Origin of the sequence: Parendozoicomonas verongulae (assembly GCF_009711465.1) — a bacterium.
GTDB classification, from domain to species: domain Bacteria; phylum Pseudomonadota; class Gammaproteobacteria; order Pseudomonadales; family Endozoicomonadaceae; genus Sansalvadorimonas; species Sansalvadorimonas verongulae.
In genome coordinates, this window is record NZ_SMME01000843.1 from 1 (window position 1) to 18,504 (window position 18,504).

Below are 18,504 nucleotides of genomic sequence, written 5' to 3' on the forward strand. Positions count from 1 at the left end.
TCATATCTTTCACTCTCAAACTTTAAAGTCTGCGGTGATGCCGTGTTCGGTCTGCAGGCTTATGCGCTGATGTCCGGGCATCACAGGTTATGTAATGATCGTTATTAAACTCCTTGTATCTATTCGCGTCAAGGCTTTTATAACAGTCAATACAAAATAAAACCCAAGTGCATTCTGACCTGAATTCAAGGCAGAAGATTAGTAGGCAAAACCTGAGAGGGGAAGCATCCCTCGGAAGGAAAGTGTGATGGACACAATCAAAGCCTGGGGGAGAGCCGCTTCCCTGAGCGCTTGCTCAGCATTATTAGTGATATCGCTTGAGTTTGTTAGCCAATATGAGTCATTTCGTTCACAACAAAAGATTCCACAGCCCCCTCAACAGCCACCAGATAATCCTTGAGGTGCTGGACATCTATATGTGCACGCCAGAGTTCACGGGTCGCCCAGTTTTCATAGAACATGAAGTGGGAAGGGTTCTCATTATCCTGGTGCAGATCGTAGTCAATACATCCTTCTTCAGCACGGGTTGGAATAATCAGTTTTTCCAGTTCTGATCTTACCAGGTTAACTTTGTCGGCTTTCGCAATAATATTGGCGACGATAGTAAGTTGAGTCATTTGGGTATCCAGACATTGGTCATTGATGGAGGAATAGTAGACGCTACATTCTTCAAGAAAAACCAAACGACTTTGGAATAATTATCCAAAATAGCCAGAGATAAGGGTGGCTTTCAGACTGCTATGAAGCCACCGTCTGTAAAATCAAACATACACGAATATCCAGATCAGCCTCCATGGATTCTCGAGAAATACCCGCTCTGGCTCTGAGCACAAGACCCTGTCGCAAATCGAACATCAACCTTGCCCGTTCTTTGGAAGGGAAATTTTCTGGCAGGTGGCCTTTCTCCTTTTCTACATCAAAGCGAGCAGCCAGCCTTTCATCTGCGGAGAGTATCGCCTCTTGCAGCAGCTCTTTTGTGCCACCAACTGTGCCTACTGTCGTCGACACACAGTTAGCCATAAAACAGCCACGGAGACCCTCCGGCTGCTGAGTTGCGTATTCCAGTACCGCCTCCATAAATGCTCGCACTGCTTTCTCAATGTTATCTTCCGACTCAAAGGCATCCATAGGGGCGCAGGAGTCATTAGCCAGATACCGCTCAATCGCCTTGATGTAGAGGCTTTTTTTATCACCAAACACGGAGTACAGGCTGGGGCTGTTAATACCCATTGCTTCGGTGAGATCCTTCATGGATGCACCATCATAGCCCTTTTCCCAGAATACATGGGTTGCAGCAACAAGAGCGGCATCCACATCAAAGCTTCTGGGGCGCCCCACTTTTTTCTTTTGCGTCATAGAATTTTAAAATCACAGAATAAAGAGAATTGCGCACATTTAATAACGACTATTACATAACTGCAAGCCTGACAAAAGCTGACAAGCACCAAAACATTGTCACTCACAGGTAAGTATTTCCTACGATAATTACAGTCTCGCTTTTGCTGTTTTTGCCCGGCTCCAGGGGACGACACCAAATAAAAACAACATCGAAGTAACAGGATGTTCTTTATGTTGCGTAAATCAGGGATACTCGTTGTACCTGCCATTTTAATGACAGCTGTTTTAACGGCCAGCCTGTCCCTCCTCACATTCCACTTTCAGAATATTTTACTGAAGAGCTACAAGGTCAAGCTGAGCCAGATAGCAGAGGTTACGTCAAAAATCCTGCGAGATGATTTTGAGATACATGGGGAAGATCATTTTGATCTGGATATACTTGCCACGGATATTGGCAGCAGCTCTGGTGTCCGTATCACAATCATCGATAGTCAGGGCACTGTGCTGGGAGACTCCAAAGTTCCCAAACATAACCTGAAACAGCTTGAAAACCATATAGACCGTCCGGAGGTGCGAGAAGCCCTCAGTTCTGGAAAAGGATTATCTCAACGATTTAGCAACACTCTCGGGTATGACCTGCTCTATTTCGCACAGAAAGTAAAAACCCAGGTTATTGAAAAAACCAGCCATAACAAAAAAGCAAACCCCCACAAGGAAGACAAAGGCAGCTCTGAGGCAACATCGATACAAACAGAGGGTGGTCTATTTATTATCCGCACAGCCCTGCCCCTGAATATTCTGGAGCAGCAAATGCTTTTCATTTGGCTCTGGGTCGCTGGAATCAGCGTGCTGGGTGTAATTGTCGTGATTATCATCACCATATTCTTCAGCAAAATCCTGAGGAAACAATCTTCGAATGAGCGCTCCGCCCTTGAAGGTGTTGTGAAAGAGCGCACCCATGAGCTCAGCCTTATGCAGCGCCTGGGAAGTTTAATGTCCGCCTGTACAACCGTTGAGGGAGCCGCCAATGTTGTTCACCCGATAGCCCATCATCTTTTACCCGGATGTACCGGCGGCGCAATCACACTGATAAAATCATCCAGAAACCGCCTTGATCTTCTTACCCAATGGGGAGAACAGTGGAGAGGCAGTGAGCACTTCGAACCCAGTGAGTGCTGGTCTCTTCTTAAAGGTCACACCCACAACAGCTATGAGGATGGTTTGGAAATACGCTGTGCTCACAGCGCCAAAGAAAACGATGTATTCCAATCCTGTATCCCACTGGTCGCACAAGGTGAAACCCTTGGGGTTTTGCACCTGAACTTTACAAGCCAGCAAAACCTCGAGGACTGCTCCTCAAAAGCGGAAGCCATGGCAGAACAGATTGGCCTGGCCCTCGCAAACATGAGGCTCCGTGAAGACCTGAGACAGCAGGCTATCCGAGACCCATTAACAGGCCTGTTCAACAGACGCCATATGATGAGCTTCCTGGAACAACGGATTTATGACGCTGATACACAACATGCTCCTCTGTCGGTCATGATGATCGACCTGGACCACTTTAAACGCTTTAACGATACCTTTGGCCATGATGCAGGGGATTATGTTCTCAAGCAGGTATCTATGGAACTGAAGCAGGCCACTCGAGAAACTGACCTTGTCTGCCGATATGGTGGCGAAGAAATCTGCATAGTGTGCCCAGATACGACTCTTGAGGATGCAGCAGAGCTGGGGCAAATACTGGTATCACGCATTGCCGGTCAAGGTATGCAGTTTAATGGCCAGTCCCTTGGAAATATTACCATTTCCATGGGGGTCGCCACCCGGACTCACGTTGAAATGAGTGCTGAGATTCTGCTGAAGGACGCTGATAACGCCCTGTATGAAGCCAAGGAACAGGGGCGCAATCAGGTGATTGTTAACCATGGCGAGGGGACAAATCCCCCCTGCCAAAGTTAAGGTTTTAGTGATTACTCCACTGTCACGCTCTTAGCAAGATTGCGAGGTTGATCCACATCTGTCCCCTTTATCAGAGCAACGTCGTACGACAGCAGCTGTAGAGGCAGGGTGTAGATGATTGGAGCAATCCAGTCGTTCACTTCCGTCACTGTAATCACCTTCACACCTTCACCAGCTACCAGACGTGCACGAGGGTCAGCGAACACATACAGCTGGCCACCACGAGCGCGCACTTCTTCCATGTTGGATTTCAGTTTTTCCAGTAGCTCGTTGTTAGGTGCAACCACAACCACAGGCATATCGCTATCAATCAGTGCCAGTGGGCCATGTTTGAGTTCGCCTGCAGCGTAGGCTTCTGCGTGAATGTAAGAGATTTCCTTTAGCTTCAGTGCACCTTCCATAGCGATGGGGTACATAGTGCCACGGCCGAGGAACAGACTGTGGTGCTTGTCGGCAAAGTCTTCCGACATTTCAGTAATCGCTTCTTTTTGCTTAAGCACATCGCTGATGGCTGTTGGCAGATTACGCAGATCGTTCACAATGCTGGCTTCTACGTCCTCGCTCAGCAGGTTGCGGCAGCGGGCAACAGCTGTCACCAACATGAGCAAAGAGGTCAGCTGAGTAGTGAACGCTTTGGTGGACGCTACGCCGATTTCTGCACCAGCGCGAGTCATAAAGGCCATATCGGACTCACGCACCATGGAAGAACCCGGCACGTTGCAAACCGTCAGGCTGTGCTTGAAGCCCTGCTCTTTGGCCAGGCGCAGCGCAGCCAGAGTGTCAGCAGTTTCACCGGACTGGGAGATAGTTACAAACAGGCAACCGTCAGGCACAAACGCTTTGCGGTAGCGGAACTCAGAAGCTATCTCTACACGACAAGGGATACCCATATCCTCAAACCAGTTACGGGCAACCATCCCGGCGTTGTAACTGGTGCCGCAGGCAATCAGCTGCACCGCTTTGGTGTTCTCAAAAATCTCACGGGCGTTGTGGCCAAACGCTTCAACAGAAACGTGATTCTCACTCAGGCGACCTTCCAGAGTGTTAGACACAGACTCTGGCTGCTCAAAGATTTCCTTAAGCATGTAGTGGCGATACTGGCCTTTATCTGTGGATTCGTGATCAATATCACAATCCACCAGTTCGCGCTCTACAGGGTTACCCTCTGTATCAAAGATGGACACTTTTTCACGGGTAATGTCGGCAACGTCGCCTTCTTCCAGATATTGGAAACGGTGAGTCACAGGCAGCAGTGCCAACTGGTCGGAACCCACATAGTTTTCGCCAATGCCCTGCCCAATCACCAGTGGGCTGCCGGAGCGTGCCACCACCATATGGTTTGGCTCGCGGCGATCAACGATAACGGTGCCATAAGCGCCATCCAGTTGGGCAACAGTTTTCTGCAGGGCTTCCAGCAGAGTTTCAGAACTCTTACGTTCGTGGTTGATCAGATGGGCAATCACTTCAGTATCGGTATCGGACTCGAAGGTATAACCCAGCTCTTTCAGTTGTGCGCGCAGCTCCTCATGGTTCTCGATGATGCCGTTGTGCACAACGGCAATGTCACCGGAAACGTGGGGGTGTGCATTACGCTCGGAAGGTTCACCGTGGGTAGCCCAGCGGGTGTGAGCAATACCAGTTCCGCCCTGAACAGGCTCCTTGTCCAGAGCGTCTTCCAGCTCACGCACCTTACCTGTACGACGGAGGCGACCCATTACGCCTTCTTTATCAATTACAGCCAGACCAGCAGAGTCGTAACCGCGATACTCCAGACGCTTCAAGCCTTCCACCAGAATAACTGCAACATCCCTTTGCGCTACTGCACCAACAATTCCACACATTTTGTTAATCCTGAACTTGAAAAACGGGTTACTTCTTTACTGGCTTCTGCCAGCTCGGGATGTTGCGCTGCCGACCACGGGCAACGCCTAGGTGACCCTCAGGCACATCAGACGTTACAGTTGAGCCTGCACCAACAACAGCATCCTTCCCAACTGAAACAGGAGCAACAAGCGCAGAGTTTGATCCGATAAACGCGCCATCTGCGATGGTGGTTTTGAATTTGTTTGCGCCGTCGTAGTTACAGGTAATTGTGCCTGCGCCTACGTTTACGCCTTCACCCACTTCAGCGTCACCAATGTAGCTGAGGTGGTTCACCTTGCTGCCTTCTCCGATATGAGCCTTCTTGGTTTCTACGAAGTTGCCAATCTTCGCTTTGCTCTCTAGGCGGGTACCCGGACGCAGTCGTGCAACGGGGCCGATGTCACAGCCTTCACCAACGGCAGAATCTTCGATAATGGTGCTGGATTTGATGATAGTGCCAGCACCGATCACAGCATTTTTGATATGGCAATTGGCGCCAATCTGAACGCCATCACCCAGTTCCACTTCCCCTTCAAAAACGCAGTTGATGTCGATTACCACATCATTGCCTGTGGTGAGTTTGCCACGAACATCAATGCGGGCAGGGTCTAACAGAGTGACACCGTCTACCATCAGCTGTTCAGCCTGCCTCAGTTGCAGTTGACGCTCCAGCTGAGCCTGCTGCATGCGATTATTCACGCCCTGCACCTCCATCTCACTGCCGGGACGGGCGCTGACAACGGGGGTGCCTTCTTCAACAGCCATAGCAACAATGTCGGTCAGGTAGTATTCACCCTGTGCATTGTTGTTGTTCAGATTGCCCAGCCACTCCGCCATACGGGAACCGGGAATCGCCATAATACCGGTATTGGTTTCAGTGATAGCTTTCTGCTCGGGGGATGCATCCTTGTCTTCTACAATGGCCTGAATCGCGCCCTGGGTATCACGAACAATGCGCCCGTAACCACTGGGGTTCGCCAGATCAACAGTCAGCAGGGCAAGGTTTTTTCCATCACAGGCAGAAACCAGAGACTGTAGTGTGCTGGAGCGAATCATGGGAACATCGCCATAAACTACCAGAGCAACATTTGCACCTGTACATGCTGGCGCAGCCTGCATAACTGCATGGCCGGTACCCAGCTGTTCGATCTGTTCAACCCAGTTCACCTGCTTATGGGACAAACGCTCACGCACCTGATCGGCCCCATGTCCAATGACAACATGGATATTGTTTTGATCACCCAGAGCCTGTTCAGCAGCACCAATCACATGCTCAAGCATAGAGCGCCCACCAATGGGATGAAGTACTTTGGGGAGGGAGGACTTCATCCGGCTGCCTTGTCCGGCAGCCAGAATAATTACATTCGTAGTCATATCGGGTTCCGTGCGGCTCCCCTGCTTACGCCTGTAACTTATACCTGTAAAGCTGGCCGGGAGCACTGATATTCAAAAAAACTGAAAACAAAAAAGCTCGGCACAGGCCGCTTTCCATTGCTAACTGCGGTGCCCTTAACAGAGCGAGTTTAGGCAATGGAAAACATCCAGTGCAGAGCCGTATACATCACAGTGAGGATCTGGAGTGTTCTCTAGATGTCACTGTATTACTGACAACAATAAAAACTAACGTGCAATTTAGACTTATTTTTTTTCCAAACAACCCTCTTTGTCATAAATTTTTTGACAAACTTTCTTTACTCCTTGGGATTGTTGATTAAAGTGTCAGGCCATGAATCTGAATACTCTGCAACAGTTGGGCATGTCGGAGCGTGAAATCCGCCTGTACCTGGCCCTCTTCCAGCTTGGCCCCTCTTCTATCCGGGATATTGCCAGCCACACCGGTATCAACCGGGGAACAACCTATGAAGCCCTGAAACAAATGGCGGCTCGAGGGGTAATCAGCTATGCCCCAAAGGGCAGCAGGCGGGTGTTTCGGGCAGAAGACCCCGACAAACTTTTACTTCTCGCAGAGGAAAAAAAGGCAGCCCTTGAGCAAACAATCGATTCCCTGAAAACAGATATTATTCCCGGCCTTCACCACCTGAAACCGGACTTTTCTGCGGGAAACGTGCGATTTTATGAGGGGGACGACGGGATAGAGTTTGTCCTCAAAGATATTCTCGCCACTGTCAGCAAACAGCCTGACAGGGAATACTGCGTATTCTCCACTAAGAGTATTCGACATCACCTGTATCGCCCTTTCCCTAACTACACCCTGCAGAGAGTTCGCCAGAAGATTAAAGTGCGGGTGATAGCCCTTGGGGAAGGTGGCGAAGAGGCGGAGTACTCAGAACGAAAATGGCTGAAAACCGATGGGCCGGTAGATGCCAGTTACATTGCCATCTACCCGCCCAAAGTAGCCATGATTTCCATGGCCTCGGAGAACTACCCCGTTGCTACTGTGATGGAGTCTGCGGATATCGCTCGCTCACAGAAGATTGTTTTTGATACGCTTTGGGGGTTCCTATAGCTCGTGGGTATGTATTTCTGTACCTCCACCATGAGCCGAAGCTGCTGGAGGTATTACCTCCAAACGGAGATCTGCTATTTTTTGTGCCATTTCTTCCACCCTGTCCCCGACTACAATTGTCACATCATTATCAATAGCTGTTGTTCCAACAAAGGAGAGATTAAATTTTTCCAATGCCGGGGATAGGCTAAGGGTATGTCCGGATGTCAACATATTGATCAGTAGCTCCGACACAGATAAGCGAGCAAAATGCTGACCTGGACACTGGTGGTGCATACTGGGGTTCGCGAAAGTCTGTACATGCTTGACCCTTTCTTCAAGATCAAGCTTCAACATCTCTTCTGGAAAGTATTTATTATCGTTTTGAAGATGAGGGTTTAGATAATAAATAGGGAAAATTATAGTTTCTCCTGCTTTCAAATCTAAGCGGATGTAAAATTCTCCATCAGCCCTATTATCTTTCATATAGAGAGAAAAATTTTCTTTTACCTTACGAGAGTCAAATGGTACAGGTGGGAATTTCATCAGAACCTCCTCTACAAAAAGGAAGAACTTTGGCAGCCTCTTTTTATTTAACTGTGCAGGCGTCCACACATGTTCACCATAATCTTCCGGAGAGACCCCATCTTCCTCAAGAAGACCAAAAACCTCCTCTCTCAATTCTTGTTGCAAGACCTCATTTCTCGCTAACTCAGCAAAAGTCGCATGTATGAAAATAGAACCGGTATCTGAGCCTGCAATTGTTGGGTTTAACAAATCAGACCGATCCTCATCTGTAAGCACTCCCCCTCTTCTCTTGTATATAGATCTCAGATACTTACCTTCATAAGGAGCCTCCGGGTTGCTGTCATCTATATCGAGAACCCCTTTTTCTTTAGCTTTTTCAACCAACCAGTCTACATCCTTCCTCATCTCTGTGGATTTCGCAAACAGTGATGGATAAAACATCCTGACATAGGAATATTTCAAAAACCACGGCATCATTTGAAACGTATCATCAAGTGGTATACTGAGCGAGGGCTCTACTATTCCCCTAAAATGCCCCCTGATTTCCTCATATTTTTCAGGATACTCTCTAATATCAAAGCCGAAAACGATACTGATAATAGTGGCCATTAAATAGCTGCCACCCTCCTCTCTCATTTCTCTTATATCTCTCTTATTTAAAAGAGAGATCACTGCATTCTTTGCATAGCCATCAACCATTGCCATTAGCTTTCCCAAAGCCTCTGAACCAAGCCCTGACTTAAACTCAGCTCTTTTCTCTTTATGGGTTTCGCTGGCATCACTACCAAATAGAGAAAGTGGTCCCAAAATATTCTTCAACGCATAAAAAATATATTCTTTATGGAGTTCTCGGCCAAAATGATCCTTCATGAGAGCTGCAGATATATCTGGATCCCATACCCACAAGGTATCTTTGAGGTAGTTAAAGAAGTACCAATAAGAGTCTCTGCTAAAAGGACTGAGAGTTTTTCCAGTACAACCATCCAGTGAGTTCATGGAGCAAACACGATCACGTGCTTCCTCTTTCATGTGTTCAACAAGAGGACGAACCCCTATTTTGGGAGCCGCCTTAAAAGCACCCTGTATAAATTCCGGATCGCCAGATGGCTGAACTTTCAGGGTTGTAACAATTGCCCCTTCAGGAATATCTTGCTCCTTTACAGGGGTAAATATTCTTTCATACCTTTTCTTCTGCTTCCCTTCTACAGCTCCATCTATCGTATCACCAAACTTGCTTGCTGCGCCCGACCTTCCATTGCCCAAAACCCAGCCAGAAGAATGAGCTTTAACTTGCAACTCCGGCTGGGCAGAGCCATTTACTGAAACTAACCCCATACTATGTGGTCGGCCGTTATCAGTGAGTGAACCTGCAGGCGTGGTGAACCGCTCCGTCTTCTCAGCTCCCTCCATGGCCGCAAAAACGGGGGAGAAATTTAAAACCAAAACTATTGAAATAAATAATTTCTGAAAATCTCCTTTTCTCATAAACACGATACCTCTCGCTTCACTGGTGGCGCACAAAGATTAGACGCCTAATGAAAACCTTCCACACTTTGGTAGTACAAAAACTTACAAAAGAACGCTCAAACCTCCTACAACACCATCAGCTACACGACTGTTTACAAGCGCATAGACGCTAACAAGGCTCTGGGCGGGACGTTGTATAAAGATCTTGCCCGTCTTGGTAACTGGGAGGGAGACACCGTCTATAGATGTAACGTCCACCTGGTTACACTGGTTGACCGCAAGAGCCGTGTAACCCTCACCGGAAAAACTGACACAAAACAAGCAGACGCTGTGGCTGACCCCATGATTCAGCGGCTAAAACGGGTGTCCTCAACCAACACGAATGCTGGTTAACACCATATCGAGAAAAGTCCTGGGCAGGCGGACACCTCTCGGAGTTTACACTGGGCAGTCGATTGCACTTATTGCTTGAATCCAGCTCTACTTCTTATGCACATGCTTCTTTTCTTTAGCTTCTTTTTTCTTTCGTTGATACTTTACAATTTCATCTTCTGTTGGAAATTGATTTGTATAAAGCTCTTCACCGGAGTCCACAATTTTAAGTTTAATATTTGCTGTTACAATCGATGCACCCTTGTACTGGAGGTCAAATCCCTCAACATCCTCAAGCAGCTCGATATCGTAACCTCGAGTAAACAGTCTAAACACAAACTTAATAAGCGTATCTCTCGCAAAAAACTGTCCGGGGCATTCATTCCCACTACCACTCAAAAAAGTCTGAATTTTACGACGCCTTTTCGATACATCTTCATCATTCCACCCTTGCGGCATAAACCGATTTGTATTGCCGGGGTAAGGGTTGAGCTTGACAGTGGGGAATGCAACAGTCTGTCCCTTTCGAAGATGAAGTCGATACAAGGGTTGCCCGTCTTCGGGCGTATCTCCTACCTGATCAGGAGCCTCTTTGAAATGCATGTAGCAATCGGCAGCTACGCGTCTTGCAATAATAGGAACAGACGGTAATTCTAAAAGGAGACTTTCGACAAAACCTTCCAGTGCAGGGAGATTTCCTCGTCGAAAAGACTCTGGATTCCACACATGCCTTTCAAGGTCGTCACCTTCCCTGAAGCGATACTCCTCATCATCATACTTTGCTTCCTCTATAAGCTTTCTAATATCTTGAAAGATCATAGCTTTCAGCTGCTTATCTTGAGCCAATTTAGTATTAACTATCGTAAAAAAATTAGCTCCTTTATCTGTTCCTGCCACAAAAGGATTGGAGGCATCCCAAAGATCACTATCCTCTAACGTAACAGTCTCAAGATCAAGACTCCGCATTTTTTCATCTATATAACTCTTTCTGGCCTCTTGTTTTTTTACCTTTGCAGGTCTTCCATCATCAATACTCATGGTTGAAATTAACATCGAAGTGTAGACTTCGTCTTCAAACTCTTCGATAAATTGTTTTCTTGCCCGAAACCGATGAATTTCCCTGATCATATTACCGCCTTTTACGCCACCAATAACATGACCGCCATATTCCTCACCTGCAGCGCCACCCCCTCTCTTTTTACCCTCTTCCTCGTATTCCCTTACAACCTTACGCAAAACCCCTTCCCGCCTGGCTTCGTCAACAGCCCATCGAATAAATTCTTTTAGCTGCTCTCCTTTCTCTCCAAGTACAGGGTAATACGTATTGAGGTACAAAGCCTTCAGAACATCAGGAACATAATAAAACACTGGGTCAAAACCCACTGCAAAAACACTAGGGATAATGCCTGATAACACAGATTTAATCTCATCAAGCTTTTGTTTATAAATCTCTTTCTTATCAGGATCATGTTCATGACTTTCAGGCCTTAAATCCAACCCAAAAACATCAAAACCCACAAGTGGCACCAAATACCCAAAAGCTGTTTCTCCAACCTTGGACAACTCCCTGTCAGTACTTATCCATGTATCAATAAAAGTATCTGCCATACTCATGGTCGCTTGAGTCATCTTCTCAAGCTTTGATGGGCTTAAACTGGTTCTAAAAACCACTTTACGAGCTGCATGGCCTCCTTCAGGCTCCGATGAGAGTAGTGCCTCCTCTCCTAACACCATCCTTAAGGGGTAAAAAAGATCTTCCTTTTTTAAGTGCCTGCCAAATTCATGCTGCATCATCGCTTTTGATATAGATGGGTGAAAGGCCCAGAGGGAGTCCTTGATAACATTCCAGCTATATAAACCTCCAAACCAGCCTTCAGCAGAGAACGGCTGGAGAAACATTGAGGTCGTATACCCCTTAAAGCCTTCAGGAAATATATTCATTTTAACAACAGGACTTTCAGCTGACTGCGTCATATGTTCCAACAAGTCCTGCACCCCGACATCTGGAGACGCTTTTGCAAGTGCTCTTATTGTATGATGGTCTCCAGCAGGCAATATCGGCATATCAAAAATAGTTGTCCCCTCCCTGATTTTTTTATGACTTACATAGTTCAAGGCTTTTCCCTGAGGGGGTTGTAAAGAACCTATCACTGAACCAGAGTAACCGGAGGGGTCAACCTTCATAAAAGGCCGGTGAGCGGAATCTTTCCCTTCACCTTCAGAAGCTCCAAAAGCAGGAGGAAAAACCAAAGCAAAAGCAGTGATGATTACAAACGTCTGGATGACTGCTTCTGGCTTCATAACAACCTTCTCTACTTTTAATAAGGCCGCCACAAGATTAGACGTCAGAAAAAAACCTTCAATACCTTAGTACTACAAAAAATCACAAAAGAACGTTCAAACCTCCTACCCCTTTCTGAACCATCGTCTAACCTACCTAACTATTGTGCCAGGTGCGGAGCCAAACCATGTTTATGATTTACAGACCTACGCTATCTTTCTCGGCTGCGGCCATTTTTTCCATGTCAATATCTATAGTTCAGGCTGATATCCCAGCTATTGAGGCTGTCTCTGAGGTGGCAGACAGGAAGCTGACAACCTTCCAGGAGTACTTCCAAAGCCCCAGTAAAGCAGAAGATGAAATGAAGCAGTCTTTGAAGATGAAAGACACAGTGTTTGGTATTCCGGTTTTTGGCAATGAGAGGACTAAACCTGAAACTCTTCATCGTACTGTTGATACTCTTACCAAAATTCTCGATCAAAGCGGCGCCGGTCAAGCAGACAAACCCGAGCTTGTGCGCTTTATGTCTGACAACAACTTTAAAGTTGTGATTGCTGGCAACGGTCTGGATCTCGACAACCTGAACCCAAATGACTTCCCCAAAGAGACGACAGCAGAAATTTCAAGTTCCGGTTTAAACATTGATGACTACTTCCTTGAAAGCCTGAGGCTTGTCACGGAAGCTCATATCATACAGCTCAAAAAGAATGCACAGAGAGCTCAAGATCAAACATCAAAAGACGAACTGGAATCTCTAAAAACAGCGATTGCCCAACTTCAAGCCAATGGTCTTGGCTTTGAGGATGATGACGGCGACGACTGCGCAGCTTATCTGGTCATGGCACAAGTAGCACTCAGCGGACAACTCCCTACTATTCTGGAGCGTCTTCTCTCCATGGTTGATAAGGCCGTGCAATTCGTCCCAGCGGATGAAATGGGAGTGTTTGAGACAGATTTACCAGAGCCCATTAAAAAGTGGAAGTCTTTTTCACCAGAATCATTCCAGGCTGAGAACCCCCTTGTCTGTGAATGGCTAGCCAGAAATGCCTTGTCAGCCCCTATAGTAGATATCGAGAGTGTTGAGGTTGCTTTGGATGAAGAAACCATCGAAGACTTAGGGAAATAAAATGCAGAAGAGCAATAAGGGAGAACCTCACCACTTTGAGAGAGGAAAGTGCACCGCAAAGTAGTGGTCAACCTTTTAAAAAACAAACAAACGTGAACTGTTGTAAGAAATACCCCACAAACGACAGTGGTCATAACGACTTATTTGTAAACACAAAAACACATAACCTAACTTCGCAGACTTGTTGCAGGATACGACAAATGGAGGCCAGGAAGGCAGCTGCATATTCTCGAAAGGAATAACTGGAATTTGTTGCACAGGATTTGCAGCACAAGTTATGGAATGACTAAGATCTGGATGATCTCGTACAGGGAACATGGATCAGTGAGCTTGGTAAGGATATCGAGCTCGTATATCTCACTACATCAATCAAGTATTAAGTACCCAAACCGCAATCATTTGATCACGGTTTTCAGAATCTCTTCGTACTTTTCTGGCGCCAGTCGTGGCCCGTAAGAAGATACAATATAAGCTGATGCCATACTGGCCAGCTCACCCGCCTTTTTGAATCCATGTCCAGCTGTTAAGCCATGAAGGAAAGCGCCAGCAAACATGTCGCCTGCACCGTTGGTATCTACGACCTTATCAACAGGATAAGGATCAATCTTAATCAGCTCGGAGCCATCAAAAACCAGTGCACCGCGCTTGCCAAGGGTAACGGCAAAGGTTTTGGTAATTTTTTTCAGGGATTCGATAGCTGCATCAAGGTCATCGGTTTGTGCCCACTTCAGTGCCTCATTCTTGTTACAAAACAGCAGATCAACACCATCACCGATCATCTCTTCCAAGCCTTCACGGAAGAATTGAACCATTCCTGGATCGGACAGGCTTAGAGAAGTTTTAACACCACTCGCTGTAGCAATACGATGGGCTTCAACAGCAGCTGCACGACAGCAGTCGGATGTAACCAGATAACCTTCAATATAGAGATACTCTGACGCCTTGATGGCCTCTTTATCCAGCTCCTGAACAGAAAACGTTTCGCTTATGCCCAGAAAGGTGTTCATGGAACGCTCAGCATCAGGTGTCACCAGAACAAGACACTTACCGGTAATACCTTGATTATTGTGTTGCTGACAGGTGGTAACACCCGCCCTTTTCATGTCCTCGATATAAAACTGACCATTGTCATCATCAGCAACACGGCCAGAGTAAAAAACACGACTACCGAAGTAGCTGGCAGCAATGGCGCTGTTACCACCAGATCCCCCACATGCACGGCTGGAATACACCAAGTGGTTTTCCAGTGCAGTTATCAGCTCATTACGGCGACTGGTATCAACCAGCGTCATCATGCCTTTTTGCACACCATTTTCTTCAAGAAAGGCATCATCAACCTCAATCTCTGTATCAACCAGTGCTGCGCCAATACCGTAGATATGGTAGTTTTTCGTATCGTGTTTCTGCATAAACGAGATCAGAGGGGTAATCCGGTCATGCTAAATCAGACCCTACCCCTGTAGCTTATCAGCTTCAGTTGTTCAAAAGGCCGGGAGTTTTCCCGAGGCCAAACGATCAAATTTAACACAACAGATGCCTTAATTCTTCTCTCATAAAACCAGAAAAGTGAAAGTACCTAATCTTTGCCAACCCACAACTCAGGGTGAACATCAACAACACCACGGTCACTACTGAACATCACCTGCTTATCCTGAATGGTGCATTGCAGGTTCATGGTACGTTCCGTATGTTCCGCCATGGCCGTAACCTGCTCTTCGGGAAGGAAGAACACCGTCAGGTTATCAAACCGACGGAAGACTGCCTTATTTTGATCTCTCCACACAGGTGCTGCACGATCACCGTAGGCGTAGATAAATACCCGCTCAGCCTGATTACAGGCTTTGCGCATACGACGCTCGTCTGGCAAACCAACTTCTATCCAGGTTTTTACACCACCAACCAGATCTTTTTCCCAAATATCGGCTTCATCATCGGCGCTCAGGCCACGGGTAAACTGGAGGTCATCGGAAGCATTCAGGGCAAATGCAAGCATGCGCACCATCATACGCTCGTCATTTTCTGAGGGGTGACGGGCTGTTGTAACGGAATGTGTTTGGTAATAACCGCGATCCATATCGGCTATTTGGAGTTCTGCTTTGAATATTGTGGCCTTAAGCGCCATATCTTCCGCCTGTAGCTGGGTCTTAAAGCTCGGTATTCTAAGCCTATGAAGGGAATGGCACTAGCAAGGAATCCGACAGGTAAACCTGGAATACAGGGTATTTACACACTCCTGTTGAATGAAGGCTGAGAAGGTTTAAACGTAAACAGTGTGCGTACTTATGCGGGGCTTGTGTGAATATATCTCAATTGTTTAACTTTTCAACTCAACCTACCCTCGCGATCACTTCTTATATTTAATCCGGCCTCTTTTCATTGTGAGTATTTTTCGCTTTCCGCTTCTTGTATGGATGGGTATTACCGTTCTGATTGTTAGTCTGGGTATTCGTCAGTCCTTCGGCATTTTTATGATGCCTATCTCAGAAACCTTTGGAACGGGTCGTGAGTTTTTCAGTCTGGCTATCGCTCTGCAAAACCTGTTGTTTGGTGTCTTCCAGCCATTTATTGGTATGGCAGCTGATCGTTGGGGTGCGTGGCGTATTATTGTGATTGGCGCCATCGCCTATGCTGCCGGCCTCTATCTGACATCCATCACAACACAGCCTCAGTGGATTTACCTCAGCCTGGGTACTCTGGTGGGCTTGGGATTGAGTGCCACCAGTTACGTAATCGTTCTCGGAGCTGTTGCCAAAGCCGTTCCCTCTGAGCACACAACCAAAGCCTTTGGTCTGACCACCGCGGCAGGTTCTTTTGGCATGTTCGTCGTTATTCCCGGAGCACAAGCTCTACTGTCTAATTTCGACTGGCAGACGGCTATGCAGATTTTTGCCGCCATCTGCTCCGTTATGGTGGCCGGTGCGATATTTATGCGCACCCCAAAAACATCTGCACAAACCGCTGCTGCAGCCAGTACAGACAATGAACAAACTCTCCATGAAGCCATCACCGAAGCTTTCCACCACAAAGGTTACTGGCTGATTCTGCTGGGATTCTTTGTGTGTGGTTTCCATGTAATGTTTATTGCCACTCACCTGCCCAGTTTCCTGGCAGACAAAAATTTGCCAGCCTCCAGCACAGCCATGGCACTGTCTTATGTGGGAATTTTCAACATTTTCGGCTCCTTCTTCTGGGGCGCGATGGGTGATAAATACGACAAACGTTATGTCATGACAGCGCTGTACACGGCCCGTGCTCTGGTGATTCTTGCCTTTATTACTCTGCCCGTAACGACCAGCTCAGCCTCATTCTTTGGTGGAGCGATTGGCTTTTGCTGGCTGGGTACAGTGCCTCTGACATCTGGCCTCATTCGCCAGATTTTTGGGGCTCGCTACATGTCTACGTTGTATGGTCTGGTGTTCTTCAGCCATCAGATTGGCAGCTTCCTGGGTGCCTGGTTTGGCGGTATTGTTTACGATGCCTATGGCACTTACATGCCTGTTTGGTGGATATCTGTAGCACTGGCTCTGGTCTCTGCTGTTTTGCATCTACCTATTGATGCAAGACCTGTTTCTCGTGAATACTCCGCACTCAAATCTGCAGCGGCCTGATATCTCACCCATGAGTGCTCCCAAAAAACCACATGCCCTGATGATTCAGGGCACCACATCTGACGCAGGAAAGAGTGTACTTTGTGCTGGCTTGTGTCGTGTACTTACACGCCGTGGTTTCACCATTAAACCGTTCAAGCCACAGAATATGGCTCTCAACAGTGCAGTGACTGAGAACGGTGGTGAAATTGGCCGCGCTCAGGCAGTACAGGCTCAGGCTTGTGAGGTGGAGCCTCATACGGATATGAATCCGGTTCTTCTTAAGCCCAACTCTGATACTGGTGCTCAGGTGATTATCAACGGTCACGCGCTTGGGGAGATGGATGCCCGCGCTTACCACAACTACAAACCCAAAGTTTTACAGCTGATTATTGAAGCCTTTGAACGGCTTAAGTCGTCTGCTGATGCGGTGATTGTGGAAGGTGCAGGTAGCCCTGCGGAAATAAACCTTCGTGATCGTGATGTGGCCAATATGGGTTTTGCAGAGCCGTCTGACACGCCAGTGGTCATTGTCGCGGATATTGATCGCGGCGGTGTATTTGCCCACCTGTATGGCACTCTGGCATTGCTCTCTGAGTCTGAACAGGCGCGAGTGAAAGGTTTTATTATCAATCGTTTTCGCGGCGATATTTCCCTGCTGACACCCGGACTCGACTGGCTGGAAGAGAAAACCGGCAAGCCTGTTCTCGGCGTACTTCCTTATCTTCATGGTCTGCATCTCGAAGCAGAAGATGCTGTCGAAGATCAGCAGCTCACCAGCAAAGAACAGACCTTGCGAATTGTTGTGCCCATACTGAGCCGGACCAGTAATCATACTGATTTCGATCCACTTCGCCTCAACCCGAATGTAGACATTCGCTTTGTGCGCAAAGGTGAGGTTTTTCCTCCCTGTGATCTTATTATTATTCCCGGCACCAAAAGCACCCGTGACGATTTGCAGTTTGTACGTGATTGCGGTTGGGACCAGGTTATCTACAAACACCTGCGCTTTGGCGGCAAAGTGATGGGTATTTGTGGCGGTTACCAGATGCTCGGCACAGAGCTACGCGATCCAAAAGGCATTGAAGGCCAAGCTGGAAGCAGTAAAGGACTCGGTCTGGTTGAGCTGGAAACCACTATCGAGAAAGGTAAGCAGCTACACCGTGTGAATGGCTCTTTAAGTTTTCCTGGCCAGGATACCGCTTACGTCACAGGCTATGAAATTCATGCCGGATTAACTCAGGGTTCTGCGCTCAATACCCCGCTTATTCAACTGGACGACGGCCGCAACGATGGTGTAATGAGCGACAATGGGCAGATATTTGGAACCTACCTTCATGGTGTGTTCGAGCACTCTCAAGCCTGCAGAGCTATTCTGGAGTGGGCCGGTGCCAGAGCTATTGAGGTTCCCGATTATAACCAGGTTCGGGAAGATGGCATCAACCGAATTGCTGATGCCATGGAGCAGCATCTCGATATGGCAAAAATTCTGAAAACTATTGGGCTGGGTACTTAACACTCTCTGATCCCTGTTTTG

General features: G+C 47.4%; 13 protein-coding genes. 5 read left to right on the forward strand and 8 right to left on the reverse strand.

Translation table 11 applies throughout. The features are described 5' to 3' along the window. Positions 1–326: 326 nt before the first annotated feature. Positions 327–617 carry a putative quinol monooxygenase gene (locus E1189_RS13515; RefSeq protein WP_155160858.1) on the reverse strand — a complete coding sequence of 97 codons (291 nt, stop codon included), beginning with the start codon at positions 615–617 and terminating at the stop codon, positions 327–329. 121 nt (positions 618–738) lie between these two features. Beyond that, on the reverse strand, positions 739–1,356 hold the full coding sequence (locus E1189_RS13520) for a TetR/AcrR family transcriptional regulator (RefSeq protein WP_155160859.1): 618 nt from the start codon (positions 1,354–1,356) through the stop codon (positions 739–741). A gap of 213 nt (positions 1,357–1,569) precedes the next feature. Here E1189_RS13520 and E1189_RS13525 point away from each other — a divergent pair, with 213 nt between their 5' ends. After that, entirely contained in the window at positions 1,570–3,297 is a 1,728-nt protein-coding gene (locus E1189_RS13525; RefSeq protein WP_196221422.1) for a sensor domain-containing diguanylate cyclase, read from the forward strand. Between the two features lie 11 nt (positions 3,298–3,308). Here the strand turns inward: E1189_RS13525 and glmS are convergent, their stop codons facing one another. Continuing rightward, positions 3,309–5,138: a glutamine--fructose-6-phosphate transaminase (isomerizing) gene (glmS, locus tag E1189_RS13530; protein ID WP_155160861.1), complete on the reverse strand. Its 1,830-nt coding sequence runs from the start codon at positions 5,136–5,138 to the stop codon at positions 3,309–3,311. A gap of 28 nt (positions 5,139–5,166) precedes the next feature. Further along, positions 5,167–6,534 (reverse strand): bifunctional UDP-N-acetylglucosamine diphosphorylase/glucosamine-1-phosphate N-acetyltransferase GlmU, encoded by a 1,368-nt coding sequence (gene glmU, locus E1189_RS13535; protein ID WP_155160862.1) that lies wholly within the window; start codon positions 6,532–6,534, stop codon positions 5,167–5,169. A gap of 352 nt (positions 6,535–6,886) precedes the next feature. Between glmU and E1189_RS13540 the strand changes: the two genes are divergently transcribed. Then, a complete protein-coding gene (locus E1189_RS13540) occupies positions 6,887–7,627 on the forward strand; it encodes a TrmB family transcriptional regulator (RefSeq protein ID WP_155160863.1) in 741 nt (246 codons plus the stop codon). Here the strand turns inward: E1189_RS13540 and E1189_RS13545 are convergent. Together E1189_RS13545 and E1189_RS13550 are read right to left on the reverse strand one after the other, a co-directional pair. Further along, the gene (locus tag E1189_RS13545) at positions 7,622–9,619 is read right to left on the reverse strand and encodes a cytochrome P450 (RefSeq protein WP_155160864.1); all 1,998 of its coding nucleotides are present in this window, start codon (positions 9,617–9,619) and stop codon (positions 7,622–7,624) included. The two genes, E1189_RS13540 and E1189_RS13545, sit on opposite strands and share 6 nt — an antisense overlap. 462 nt (positions 9,620–10,081) lie before the next feature. Next, positions 10,082–12,274, reverse strand: a complete 2,193-nt coding sequence (locus E1189_RS13550; RefSeq protein ID WP_155160865.1) for a cytochrome P450 family protein — start codon at positions 12,272–12,274, stop codon at positions 10,082–10,084. 221 nt (positions 12,275–12,495) lie between these two features. On the opposite strand from E1189_RS13550, the gene E1189_RS13555 reads away from it, so the two are divergent. Continuing rightward, positions 12,496–13,380, forward strand: a complete 885-nt coding sequence (locus tag E1189_RS13555; protein WP_155160866.1) for a hypothetical protein — start codon at positions 12,496–12,498, stop codon at positions 13,378–13,380. A gap of 395 nt (positions 13,381–13,775) precedes the next feature. On the opposite strand, the gene E1189_RS13560 is transcribed toward E1189_RS13555, so the two are convergent. Together E1189_RS13560 and E1189_RS13565 are read right to left on the reverse strand one after the other, a co-directional pair. After that, a complete protein-coding gene (locus E1189_RS13560) occupies positions 13,776–14,789 on the reverse strand; it encodes an adenosine kinase (protein ID WP_155160867.1) in 1,014 nt (337 codons plus the stop codon). 167 nt (positions 14,790–14,956) lie between these two features. Further along, entirely contained in the window at positions 14,957–15,502 is a 546-nt protein-coding gene (locus E1189_RS13565) for a YaeQ family protein (RefSeq protein ID WP_155160868.1), read from the reverse strand. A gap of 256 nt (positions 15,503–15,758) precedes the next feature. Here E1189_RS13565 and E1189_RS13570 point away from each other — a divergent pair, with 256 nt between their 5' ends. Beyond that, positions 15,759–16,988: an MFS transporter gene (locus E1189_RS13570; RefSeq protein WP_329602032.1), complete on the forward strand. Its 1,230-nt coding sequence runs from the start codon at positions 15,759–15,761 to the stop codon at positions 16,986–16,988. Between the two features lie 10 nt (positions 16,989–16,998). After that, a complete protein-coding gene (locus tag E1189_RS13575) occupies positions 16,999–18,483 on the forward strand; it encodes a cobyric acid synthase (protein WP_155160869.1) in 1,485 nt (494 codons plus the stop codon). The last annotated feature ends 21 nt before the right edge of the window (positions 18,484–18,504 follow it).